At 67.8% G+C, this 12,134-nt stretch carries 10 protein-coding genes; 6 read left to right on the top strand and 4 right to left on the bottom strand.

Going from position 1 to position 12,134, the window contains the following annotated elements; translation table 11 throughout:
- Positions 1-11: 11 nt before the first annotated feature.
- Positions 12-266, bottom strand: a complete 255-nt coding sequence (locus tag JC881_RS12650) for a hypothetical protein (protein ID WP_198786054.1) — start codon at positions 264-266, stop codon at positions 12-14.
- 188 nt (positions 267-454) lie between these two features.
- The gene (locus JC881_RS12645; protein WP_198786053.1) at positions 455-1,549 is read right to left on the bottom strand and encodes an alpha/beta fold hydrolase; all 1,095 of its coding nucleotides are present in this window, start codon (positions 1,547-1,549) and stop codon (positions 455-457) included.
- Between the two features lie 157 nt (positions 1,550-1,706).
- Between JC881_RS12645 and JC881_RS12640 the strand changes: the two genes are divergently transcribed.
- The gene (locus JC881_RS12640; protein ID WP_198786052.1) at positions 1,707-2,666 is read left to right on the top strand and encodes a hypothetical protein; all 960 of its coding nucleotides are present in this window, start codon (positions 1,707-1,709) and stop codon (positions 2,664-2,666) included.
- Between the two features lie 21 nt (positions 2,667-2,687).
- Here the strand turns inward: JC881_RS12640 and JC881_RS12635 are convergent, their stop codons facing one another.
- On the bottom strand, positions 2,688-3,614 hold the full coding sequence (locus tag JC881_RS12635) for a LysR family transcriptional regulator (protein WP_198786051.1): 927 nt from the start codon (positions 3,612-3,614) through the stop codon (positions 2,688-2,690).
- A 209-nt stretch (positions 3,615-3,823) separates the two neighbouring features.
- Between JC881_RS12635 and JC881_RS12630 the strand changes: the two genes are divergently transcribed.
- The 4 genes from JC881_RS12630 (at position 3,824) to JC881_RS32705 (ending at position 9,061) form a co-directional block, all read left to right on the top strand.
- The gene (locus JC881_RS12630) at positions 3,824-5,182 is read left to right on the top strand and encodes an MFS transporter (RefSeq protein ID WP_332875237.1); all 1,359 of its coding nucleotides are present in this window, start codon (positions 3,824-3,826) and stop codon (positions 5,180-5,182) included.
- 186 nt (positions 5,183-5,368) lie between these two features.
- Positions 5,369-6,754, top strand: a complete 1,386-nt coding sequence (gene chrA, locus JC881_RS12625) for a chromate efflux transporter (RefSeq protein WP_198786050.1) — start codon at positions 5,369-5,371, stop codon at positions 6,752-6,754.
- A gap of 9 nt (positions 6,755-6,763) precedes the next feature.
- Positions 6,764-8,026 (top strand): MFS transporter, encoded by a 1,263-nt coding sequence (locus JC881_RS12620; protein ID WP_198786049.1) that lies wholly within the window; start codon positions 6,764-6,766, stop codon positions 8,024-8,026.
- Positions 8,027-8,332: 306 nt separating this feature from the next.
- Positions 8,333-9,061, top strand: a complete 729-nt coding sequence (locus tag JC881_RS32705) for a winged helix-turn-helix domain-containing protein (protein ID WP_198786048.1) — start codon at positions 8,333-8,335, stop codon at positions 9,059-9,061.
- Between the two features lie 44 nt (positions 9,062-9,105).
- On the opposite strand, the gene JC881_RS32700 is transcribed toward JC881_RS32705, so the two are convergent.
- Positions 9,106-11,259, bottom strand: a complete 2,154-nt coding sequence (locus tag JC881_RS32700; protein WP_198786047.1) for an FG-GAP repeat protein — start codon at positions 11,257-11,259, stop codon at positions 9,106-9,108.
- 228 nt (positions 11,260-11,487) lie between these two features.
- Here JC881_RS32700 and JC881_RS12605 point away from each other — a divergent pair, with 228 nt between their 5' ends.
- Positions 11,488-12,132 (top strand): dihydrofolate reductase family protein, encoded by a 645-nt coding sequence (locus tag JC881_RS12605; protein ID WP_198786046.1) that lies wholly within the window; start codon positions 11,488-11,490, stop codon positions 12,130-12,132.
- Positions 12,133-12,134 lie beyond the last annotated feature (2 nt).

Genomic DNA, 12,134 nt, shown 5'->3' with positions numbered 1-12,134 from the left:
GGCTTTCGCTCCTAGCTATTCCTCAACAGCGCGGCAGCCGTTGCTTGCAGGACGAGCGCGCGATCGGGTTCGTCCGCCACGTAGGGCGAGTTGAGCAGTTTGGAAAGAAGCCCATCGAACTGCTGGCGGACTTGTTCGGGTGCCGGATGCGCCATGTAGAGGGCGTGGAGCATCGAGCAGATGCCGGATATCTGCGTGTCCAGGACATCGATGTCACCGAGCCGTCCGGCGGCCTCGGCGGCCCGTATTTGATCTTCGTGCGTCATTGGTCTTTGACCGTCTTTTTGACAGTGTTCCCTTGGGTTGGCGCCCTCATGAGGCGCGTGCGCTTCGAAACCGAAGCCGAGCCTTAAGTACGCAAGACCAATACCAATGGACTACATCGAGCCGGGCAATTCTTGAATTTTGAGACTTATTTCACGATTTTTGTGGTGGCTCGAATCACCTGATGGGGTCACATCGGCCGGTCGCGGGCCCAGACGATCGCTTCGGCGCGGGTATGCACACCCAGCTTGTCGAGGATGCTCGACAACTGGTTGCGCACCGTCTTCTCGCTCTTGTGCAAGTGCCGGGCAATGGCATGGTTGTCCAGGCCCGTGGCCACGAGGCGCAATACCTCGCTTTCGGCCCGGGTCAGCGCTGCATCGCCGACGCTCTCGCCAGCCTCGGCATCGGCCGGGTGGGTGCCCAGAAAGGCACGAAGTTCAGCCAGGAAGGTGGCCCACGCCGGTTCGGTGTCGAGCAGCACGTGGTTGTCACTGTCCAGGGGCACGAAGCGTGCCCCCGGGATGAGCGCCGCCAGCCGCAGCCCTTCGTCGAACGGCACGCGCGCATCGCCGCGGGCATGCAGCACCAGCGTAGGCACGCGCAACTGGCGCGCGAGCTCGGTCACGTCGATGCGGTGGAACGCCTCGAGCGTGCGCGCGGCGTTCTCGGGGCTGGCGGTCAGGCGCTCCAGCTCGTTCCACCACTGGTGCTGCGTGGGCGTTCCGCCGGGGATGAACTGGTTGGTGAACACCTGGCGAAAGGCGGCGTTGTCGCGCCCCCAGCCCAGCCGGATCAGGTTGACCAGGGTCTCGGCTTCCAGGCGCTCGGCGCTGCCGGTGGCGCGCTGCAGCGCGCCGCGCGCGTAGGCGCCGGGCAGCACCAGGTGCGATACCTTGTCGGGATGGCGCACCGTGTAGGCGATCGCCACCGCGCCGCCTTGCGACATCCCGATCAGCGGAAAGCGACGCAGGCCCAGGCTGTCGATCACGGCCTCCAGGTCGCCGACCCAGGCGTCGAGCGAGAAGTCGGTCACCGTGCTGTCGGACAGGCCGCAGCCGCGCTGGTCGTAGCGGATGTACTGGTGATCGCGCGCGAGCTCGGCCAGCCACGGCCGCCACACGGGGCTGTGCAGGTCGTGCTCGACGTGGCTGAGCCAATGCGCGCAACGCACCAGCGGCGCGCCAGAGCCGATCGACGCGATCGCGATGCGGGTGCCGTCGGCCGCGGTGCAAAAGCGCAGGCTCTGGCGCGGAAGCGAAGGTGGACGCTGTACACCGGGCATGGCCGATTGTCTCGCGCCTGGGCCATCGGTCCCAGGCGGGTGTGTGAGCGATCTTTTCCTATCGCGGGCGTGGGACAGGCGCCCCATGCGCCGCCGCCCGCGCGGGTGAATCCTTCGATCACGTCGACCCGACGGCTCTCGCTCGAAAGGAACTGCCATGCAAACCCACCCCGCCCCTGCCGAAGTCTCCCGCTACGCCCGGACCATCGAGGCCTCCAAGCGCATCCGCTGGGACATCGACCGCGACGTGATCCGCGGCCGCACTTTCGACCTGGCGCACACCTTCCTGCCCGATGGCCTCTCGCTGGCCGACGAGCTGCCTTTCCTGGCCCCGGCCGAGCACCGTTTCTTCAGCCAGGTGCAGGGCCGCACCTACGCCAACATGTTCGGCTTGGTCGAGCGCTTCATCGGCGCGAAGATGCTGGAGGTGAGCCGCGACCACTGGCTCGGCGACCAGACCGCCCTCGAAGCCATCGTGCGCTTCACCGACGAGGAGCTCAAGCACCAGGCGCTTTTTCGCCGCATCGAACAGCTCGCGGGCCGCGACATGCCGGCAGGCTACCGCTTCGACGTGTCGCCCAACGACGTGGCGGCGTTCGTGCTGGGCAAGTGCACCTGGGCCGTGCTTGCGCTGACCTGCCACATCGAGCTGTTCTCGCAGGCGCACTACCGCGCGAGCATCGATGCGGCCACGGACCTGTCGCCGCTGTTCAAGGATGTGTTCCTTTTCCATTGGCGCGAGGAGTCGCAGCACGCGATCATCGACGAGCTGGAATGGGAGCGCGAAGACGGCAAGCTGGCCTCCGACGCACAGCGCGATGCGGCGGTGGACGACCTGATCGCACTGGTCGCGGGCGTCGACGGAATACTGCAGGCGCAGGCCCGGGCGGATGCGGCGTATTTCCTGGCAGCGAGCGGCATGGCGCAGGACGGCGCACGCGCAGAGCAGGTGCACGCGACGGTGCTCAAGGCCTACCGCTGGCAGTACATCGTCTCGGGCACGCTGGAGCCGCGCTTCCAGAAGCTGCTGGGCCAGCTGGTCAGCGCGGCACAGATGGGGCGCATCCAGGCCGCGCTCGCACCGCTGGGCTACGCAGTGCCGGCGCACCGGCATTGACCTGGGCCATGGCGCATGCACTCACGCCGGGCCCGCCTGCTCATCCGGCGGCCGGCACACCTGCAACACGAGGCCTCGCAGCCACCGGTGCGCAGGGTCCCGGTCCAGGCGCGGATGCCACATCTGCGACACGGTGATCTGCGCCGTGGCAACCGGCAGCGGGAACGCGCACAGCGTGCCCCGCGCCCTTTGGTATTCGAAGTACGAGGACGGTATCAACGCCACCAGATCGGTCGCGGCCGCGACCGACAACGCGGTGCTGAAGCTGGGCACCACGACCGCGGTGTTGCGCGCGAGGCCCATCGCTGCGAGCGCGTCGTCCACCGGCCCGACGGTGCGGCCGTGGCGCGACGTGACCACGTGGTCGCAGGCGGCGTAGCGCTCGGCGGTGACCTCGGGTTCGGCGAGCAGCGGATGGCCCTGCCGCACCACCGCGATGAACCGGTCGCGATAGAGCATCTGCACGCGCACCTCCGGGCCCGATTCGCCGAGAACGCCGACGTCCAGGTCGAGCAATCCTTCGCGCAAGGGCCGCACGTCCTTGTCGGGCTTGGGCGCGAAGCGCAGGCGAACGCCGGGCGCTTCGTGCGCGGCGCGTGCCACCAACTGGTGCGCGAAAGCCTCGATGAAGCCATCGTTGGCCCGTATGGTGAACAGCTGCCGAAGCGTGCGGGGGTCCATGCGCGCGTCGGCGGGCTGAAGCACCGCGCGCGATTCCTGCACCAGTTCCCTCACGCGGTCGCGCAGCGCCATCGCATGCGGCGTGAGCACCATGGCGCGGCCCGCGCGCACGAGCAACTCGTCGCCGGTCGATTCGCGCAGCCGCGCAAGCGCGCGGCTCATGGCCGACTCGCTCAGGCCCACGCGCTCGGCGGCTTTGGCGACGCTGCCTTCGGAGAGAAGTGCGTTCAGCGCAAACAGCAGGTTCAGGTCGGCATCCGTTGGCATGCCCGAAGCTAGCACGGCCGCGCCGGTTTCGACAGGCGCCGCATGCAGGGACACCTTGCGCGCCACGCGCTGTGCAAGCGATGGGTGCGGTCCTAAGCTGGCCTGGCGCGATTGAGCGTGCCTCCTCCAGTCGTCACACCATGTTGTCATCCACGTTTCGAACCAACCCTTCTTCTTCCGCCATTGCCCGCACCGTCGAACCCCCAGCGGTGAACGACGCCGACGGCCTGCCCCTGCCGCGGCGCTTCGCCGCCGTCGCCGCGATCCTGGGCGCGGGTGTGCTCGTGGTACTCGACGGCGCCATCGCCAACATCGCGCTGCCGAACATCGCGCAGCAATTGCAGGCGACACCGGCCGATGCCGTGTGGATCATCACGGCCTACCAGCTGGCTGTCGTCATGTTCCTGTTGCCGGCTTCCGCCATCGGGGAGCGGTTCGGGTACCGGCGCGTGTTCGCCGGCGGCGTCGCGCTGTTCACCGCGGCATCGGTGCTGTGCGCGGTGGCCCCGTCGCTGCCATGGCTCGTGGCCGCGCGGTGCCTTCAGGGCCTGGGCAGCGCGGCCGTGATGCCGCTCGGGCTGGCGTTGTTGCGCTTCACCTATCCGCGCCGATTGCTGGCGCGCTCGATCGGCTGGAATGCGCTCGCCGTCGCGGCCGCTTCGGCGGCGGGCCCGACTCTTGGCGCGTTCATACTCTCCGCGGCGAGCTGGCCGTGGCTCTTTGCGGTGAATCTGCCGATCGGGCTGCTCGTGCTCGCCGCCTGCGCAGGGTTGCCCAACCCGCCGCGCTCGGAGCGCTCCATCGATGTGTGGAGCATCGCGCTGAACGCGGTCATGTTCGCTTCCTTCGTGCTGGGGAGCGACCGGCTGATGACGCAACCGTTGCACGGCGGCGCGCTGCTCGTGCTGTCGGTCGTTTGCATGGTGCTGCTGGTCCGGCGCGAGATGCCCAAGGCCGCACCGTTGATCCCGCTCGACCTGCTGCGCGTGCATTCGTTTCGGGTCTCGGTCGTTGCCTCGGTGTGCTGCTTCACCGGCCAGATGGCGGCCCTTGTGGCGCTGCCGTTCTACATCCAGCACGAACTCGGCCAGAGCGCGGTGACCGCCGGCCTCCTGATGACGCCCTGGCCGCTGGCGGTGATGTTGGCCGCGCCGCTGTCGGCGCGCCTGGCCCAGCGCGTGCCGAGCGCCTGGCTGTGCGCGGCCGGAGGCGCCTGCTTCGCGAGCGGCCTGGCCCTGTGTGCGTTGTGGCCGCTGCATGGCAACACGGGCTTGCCGATCGCGATTTTCACGAGCCTCGCAGGGCTGGGCTTCGGTTTCTTTCAGACGCCGAACAACCAGAACATGCTGCTCTCGGCGCCCAAGGAACGCAGCGGCGCGGCCGGTGGCGCGCAAGGCACTGCGCGGCTCACGGGGTTGACGCTCGGCAGTCTGTTGATGAGCTTGATGTTCGGGCTGATGCCGTCGCACAGCGCGGTGCATTGGGGGTTGGCGGTGGGGGCTCTGGCTGCGTTGGCAGGGAGTGTGGTGAGCTTGCTCAGAAGCCCGGCGAAAGGTCGTGCTGCGTGATCGAGATCGGCATGAAGGAGCGCTCCTTTCGCGCCCGCATTGCCGATGCGACCGAGCGATCCGCACGCATCGCGGTTCGCTATTTCGGGTCTGCTACGATCCCGCCCATCGGGAAAACAGCCTCCCGGTCTGCAAAGCAAGACGGTGTCCCGTCCAAGCGCTGGTGACCTCACAACGGAGCCTTCCGTGGACACCGCCTCGCCCGACGCCTCGACCAACGCCTCCCCCGCGCCCTCCGCGCCCCTCCAATCCGTTTCCTTCGCAGACGCCCTGCGCTTCTGGCTGAAGCTCGGCTTCATCAGCTTCGGCGGCCCTGCCGGGCAGATCGCGATCATGCACACCGAGCTGGTCGAGCGGCGGCGCTGGATCAGCGAGAAGCGCTTTCTTCACGCACTGAACTTCTGCATGCTGCTGCCCGGCCCCGAGGCCCAGCAGCTGGCCACCTACATCGGCTGGCTCATGCACCGCACGCGCGGCGGCATCGTTGCGGGCGTGCTGTTCGTGCTGCCTTCGCTGTTCATCCTCATCGCGCTGTCGTGGATCTACCTGCGCTTTGGCAATGTGCCGGTGGTGGCCGGCATCTTCTACGGCATCAAGCCGGCCGTCACCGCGCTGGTGCTGCACGCGGCGCATCGCATCGGCGGCCGCGCGTTGAAGAACCGGTGGATGTGGGGCATCGCCGCCGCCGCGTTCGTGGCGATCTTCGCGTTCGGCACGCCCTTTCCGGCGATCGTGCTGGCAGCCGGCCTGATCGGTCATTTCGGCGCGCGCTGGGCGCCCGGGGTTTTCGCGCTCGGTGGCGGGCATGGCAGCGCGAAACACAGCTACGGTCCGGCGCTGATCGACGACGACACGCCCACGCCGCCGCACGCGCGCTTCTCGCGTGCGCGGCTGCTCAAGGTGCTCGCGATCGGGCTTGCGCTGTGGCTGCTGGCCATGGGCGTGCTGATCGCCACGCAGGGGCTGCAAGGCACGCTCACGCAGATGGGCTGGTTCTTCACCAAGGCGGCCTTGCTGACCTTCGGCGGCGCCTACGCCGTGCTGCCTTACGTCTACCAGGGCGCCGTCGAACACCACCAGTGGCTGTCGGGCGCACAGATGATCGATGGGCTCGCCCTCGGCGAAACGACGCCCGGTCCGCTCATCATGGTGGTGGCCTTCGTCGGCTTCGTCGGCGGATGGCTGCAACAAGTGCTGGGGCCGGATTCGCTGTTCCTGGCGGGCGCGCTGGCCGCGACGGTCGTGACCTTCTTCACCTTCCTGCCGTCGTTCGTCTTCATCCTCGCGGGCGGGCCCGCCATCGAGGCCACGCACGGCAAGCTGGGCTTCACCGCGCCGCTGTCGGCGATCACGGCGGCGGTGGTCGGCGTGATCCTGAACCTGGCGCTCTTCTTCGCGTACCACGTGCTCTGGCCGCAGGGCTTCGGCGGCCGCTTCGACGCGGTGTCCGCGGTGATTGCCGTCGCGGCGGCCGTTGCCTTGTTCCGCTTCAAGGTCGGCGTGATGCCGCTGCTCGGTGCCTGCGCGGCCATCGGGTTGGCGGTGACCTTGTGGCTGCCCGTGCTGCGCTAGGTGCCTTCGATGCGCACCCTTACCGAGCCTCGCGCGCGCACGGGTCTCGCGCGCCTGCTGCCTCCCGGCGTGGACCCCGAGGCGCTGCCCTTGCTGGTCGCGCGCGGGCTTCGCGCCTTCGCCGACGGGTACATGGCGGTGCTGCTGCCGGCCTACCTGCTGTCGATCGGCCTCGGGACGCTGGAGGTAGGCATCGTCAGCACCGCGACGATGCTGGGCTCGGCGCTCGCCACGCTCGCGGTCGGCGCCTGGGGATACCGGTTCGCTGGCGGCCGACTGCTGCGCGGCGCGGCGCTGCTGATGGCCGCCACCGGCCTGGGCTTTGCGGGCCTGTCCTCGTTCTGGCCGCTGCTGGTCGTGGCGCTGGTCGGCACGCTCAACCCCAGCTCGGGCGATGTGAGCGTGTTTCTTCCCCTGGAGCACGCCCGCCTCGCCGCGGCCGCCCAAGGCCATGCGCGGACCGCCCTCTTCGCGCGCTACAGCCTGCTGGGCGCGCTGAGCGCGGCGCTCGGCGCGCTGGCCGCTGCCGTGCCGGACTGGCTGGCGCGGCACAGCGCGCTTGCGCGGATCGATGCACTGCGCGGCATGTTCGTGGTGTATGCCGTGATCGGCCTGATCGTTTTCTGGATCTATCGGCGCCTTCCAGCCCAGGCCGGCGCGAACGATGGGGGCCGCGTGCCGGTGGCGCCGGCACCGCTGGGGCCTTCGCGCCCCGTCGTGATTCGATTGGCCGCGCTCTTCAGCATCGACGCGTTCGCCGGCGGGCTGGTGGTCAACGCGCTCATGTCGTTGTGGCTCCTGGAGCGATTCGGCTTTTCTCTCACGCAGGCCGGCGTGTTCTTCTTCTGGACCGGCTTGCTGGGAGCCGCATCGCAACTGGCGGCACCGGTGGTCGCGCAGCGCATCGGGTTGCTCAACACCATGGTCTTCACGCACCTGCCGGCCAATGTCTGCCTCGTGCTCGCGGCGCTGTCGCCCAACCTGCCGATCGCGCTGGGGCTGTTGACGATCCGCAGCGCGCTCTCGTCCATGGACGTTCCCACGCGCACTGCCTACGTGATGGCCGTCGTGACGCCGCCAGAGCGCGCGGCGGCCGCCAGCTTCACGGCGGTGCCCCGCAGCCTGGCGGCGGCCCTCAGCCCGACCTTGAGCGGCGCGCTCTTCGCAGCCGGATGGATTTCGCTGCCGCTCATCGCATGCGGGCTGTTGAAGATCGCCTACGACCTCGCGCTCTGGCGTGCCATGCGAAGGGACCGGCTCGATGCGGAGTGAGGTCCGAAAAGGGATCGGGGTTTGAGGCGCTGCGTTCCGCTCGGTGAAGCGCGGCGGAGCGTCGGAACACGACAGATGAGAACCATTCTCCTGCGCCGCAAAATCATCGCGCAACTGATACTTTTCCACCGCGCCGGATTGCGGCAAAGTTGATTCGTTCAAGCCTGCTTCCGTGCATTGCGCCGGAAGCCTGGGATGCGCGCTGCGCACCCGCGCCGCGCCCGCCGCACGTGCACTGCACCTGCTTGCACCTCGTCACCCTCAAGGAATCAAGGAAAAGTCATTCCTCTTGCAGAGCCGTCATCCGTGGCCGTGGTCAATGACCCGGAGCTCCAGCGCTGCGAGCTTGGACCAAAGATCGAAGCGCTGGGTCATTCGCCGCAGTACTTCGCCGACATCGTCGAACTGTTGGGCGCCCTTGTCTGCGGGCAGCGCTTCGATCTTGTCCTCACGAGCTTTCGCGCCGACAAGACCTCCTTGCACAACGTGCACGCCGTGAGCGAAGCGCTCCACTTGCCTGTCCTTCTCGTTGCCCAGCCGTCGGGATGGCCTGCCCTCTGTGAACGAGCCTCGAACAGTCAACTCGTCGACATCGTCACTTCGCAGATGTCCGAGAGCGAATTGAGATGGCGCATCGACGCATTGCTGAAAAACGCTCGGGCCGTGTCGCAGGAACTGCACAAGCGCAGCATCACCATGGGTCATTACCAGTTTCTCGAAGCGGAGCAGGTCGTGCTGCTTCGAGGCCGCCCGATCAGCCTGCAGCCCCGTCAGTTCGGCCTGGCCCAGGCGATGTTTCGCAACGTCGGCAAGATCGTCAGCCGCGACTGGCTGTGGGCAACCGTCTGGAAGACGACGCCGCCACCCCAAGGAAAGAACCGGACGATCGACGTGTGCGTGACCAACGTGCGTCGAAGGCTCGATCTGCGTGCGGAAAACGGATTCATTCTTCAGGCCGCCTACGGGCATGGCTACATTCTTTCCGCTGTGGACTCCGTTTCCGGCAGGTCCGAAGCGCAAGACAGTTCTGGCTGACCGTGGGCCGGAGCGCTCGACCTCCGCGCTCCCGTATCCGTTTTCTAGTAGAGGTACGCCGCCCCTCTGTTAAGAGCGCTGTTGTCCGTTTGACTGCCTCCGATGCCGCTCGCGGCGCTGGCTTCTCCCGTCGCCCCCACCGCGACCGTCCGGCCGTCTGCCGTGAGGTCGAGCACGTCGCCGAACAAATCGCCGCTTCCGGTGTTGGGGGCCTTCAGGTATCTCGTGTGGACGAACTGCGCGCCTGCCAGGCTGTACAGGTGGACCGCGCCGGCCGTCGGGGCCGCGCCCTGCGTCGCGTCGCCGTCGACCCCTGTTCCACTGCTCGAGTCGCCGCGCGCGGCGATCGCCATGACAGTGCCGTCTGGCGTGAGCGCCATGCCGAAACCCCCGAAGGTGGCATTCGGCGTGGGCTGGGGCGACGGAATCGTCTGGGAGAGCGTGTAGGCGCCCGCGTTGCGCCGGAACACATAGGCGACGCCCGCGCGAATCACGCCGCCGACCGACTCGTTGCGCGCGCCGATGACCACCGTGGCGCCATCGCCCGAGATGGCGGTGGAGGTCCCGAACAGATCGTCGATCCTGGGCACCGGTGCCTTGAGGTACGCACGCTTGGTCCACGTGCCTGTGCCTGTGTCGTAGCCATAGACGAATGCCGCGCCGGCGTTGGCCATGCTCGTGTCGGTTTCATCGGTGAGCGAGCCACTGCGCTCGTACTGCGCGCCCACCACGATCGTGCTGGCATCGGCCGAGATCTTGGCCTGCACGCCGAACAGCCCGCCCGGCTGCGAATGCTCGGGCTCGATGGTGGTCTCTCTGGCCCACGTGCCGCCTGTCTTGCGGTACACGTGAAAGCTTCCGCCCTTGGCGCTCACGTACTCTCCGACCACGGCCACCGTGCCGTCCCGCGAGATGCCGAGGAACGCGCCGAAATTGCCGAGGGAGCGAGGCACTGGCGGATTCCATTCGTCGGCCTGCGTCCAGCCCGATGGGGTCTTGGAGAACACCTGTACCAGGCCCTGATCGCCAAACGCGCCATCGTGGCCGAACATGCCCAACAGCAACGTGCCGTCGTCCGAGATCACGGGCCTGGGATAGCTCGCGACCTGGAAGCTCAGCGTCTGCGCCCATTGCCATCGGCCCCCGCTGCGCGTGAACAGTTCCACGGTGGCCGAAGCGCCGACGGCCATGAAGCTGCCATCGGGGGACAAAGCAATGCCTTGACCGAAGTTGCGGATGCCGGTGGAGGCCTCTGGCTTGAAATAGCCGATCGCCTTGTTGCCATCTGCCGTGACCGGCAGCGACCACGGGCTGCAGCCATTGGCATTGCAGGCCTGCAGGGCATAGCGCCAGGCGGCCGGCGGCTGGGTCAGTGCCAGGTCCTGCAGCGCATAGGTGGTGCTGCCGAGGTTGTCGGCCCGCACGGTGAAGCTGCCTGTGGCACCCGGGTCTTCGCCCAGGCGGTAGTAGGTGGCGTTGGCGATGGCCGGCCAACTGAACAGGAACGACTTGGGCGAATAGCCCACGGTCGGCGGCGCGGGAATCGGCGGCGGTACCGACAGCGGGTCGGCGGCGCAAAGCGCCACGACTGAGGCGACCGCCGCATCGACCGTGCCGCTGGCGCTGGAGAGCATGCAAAGCTGCCCGGCCGGTTGCGTGTGCACGGTCACGTCGTACATCGTGCCTTGGGGCAGCGCCTGTGCGAACGCGAAAGCGCCATCGGCCGTGAGGCTCAACGCGTCCGCGCCGTTGTTGCGCAGCACCAGCGTTCCACCAGCCAGTCCCGAGAGCGTGCCGCCCACCGTGTGCGTGGCGGCCGCGCATGCCACGCGCACATCCGTGACGTTGGCCGTGGCCGTGCCCTGGCCCGCACTCACCGCGCAGGTCTGGCCCTCGGGTTGTTGGGCGATGCTCACTGCATAGGGGTTGCCGGCCGTCACCGGGTCGGCGAAGCTGAAGGCGCCGTCGGCCTGGAGGGTGAGATCGCCCTTGCCGTTGTTGCGCAGCACCAGCGTGCCGCTCAAGCCCGAGACGCTGCCGCCGATGCTGAAGCTCGTGGCCGGCACGATGGGCAGCAGACCGATGCCACCACCACCGCCGCCCCCACCTCCTCCACCACCGCATGCTGCCAGCACCCATGCGAACACCCACGCCGCATTCCACGCAGCAAGGCGCTGCAGACTCCTCGTTTGAATCACAAGCCCGTCCCGTTTCGTTCAGTTACGGGATGCTATGCAGCGAGGCGGGCGCTGCCTATCCCAAGAAACTGGTAGACGACGGGGTGTGCCGCCCATTGGCAGAAACCGTGGCTTCGTTGTCATTGCCACTCGAATCCGCAACTTCTAGACTCGCCGCTCGATCCGCAATCCGAACAAGTCGGTCGCCCTTCTTGTTTCCTCAATGCCCTGCACCAAGGAGTGATCCGCATGTCAAAGCTTCGCTTGAGAATTTCGATGTCGCTGGACGGTTATGTCGCCGGTCCGAACCAGAGTTTGAAGGAGCCGCTGGGCACCGGCGGCGAGCGATTGCACGAGTGGGTGTTTCAACTGGAGGCATGGCGGCGCCCGCATGGCATGGAGGGCGGCGTGGCGAACGAGAGCACGCCGGTGATGGAGGAAGAGCTCGCCAACATCGGCGCGACCATCATGGGCCGCAACATGTTCGGCAGCGGGCCGGGTCCGTGGAGCGAGACCGATCCGTGGAACGGCTGGTGGGGCGACACGCCGCCGTTTCGCCACCCGGTGTTCGTGCTGACGCACCACGCGCGCGACCCGTTGGTCTTGGAGGGCGGCACGACCTTCACGTTCGTCACCGATGGCATCGAGAGTGCGCTGGACCAGGCGCGGCGCGCGGCCGGCGGAAAGGACGTGGCATTGGCGGGCGGTGCCCACGCCGCGCAGCAGTACCTGAAGGCCGGCCTGGTCGATGAAGTGCAGCTTCACCTGGCGCCCACGTTGCTCGGCGGCGGCGAGCGCCTGTTCGATGACGCCAACGCCCTGCAGGGCCTGGCCATGGTGAAGACGGTCGCGACGCCGGACGTGGTTCATCTGAAATTCGCGAAGAAGAAGTAGCA

Source organism: Variovorax sp. IB41, assembly GCF_016405905.1.
GTDB lineage: Bacteria > Pseudomonadota > Gammaproteobacteria > Burkholderiales > Burkholderiaceae_C > Variovorax.
This window is presented reverse-complemented; position numbering and strand designations above follow the sequence as displayed.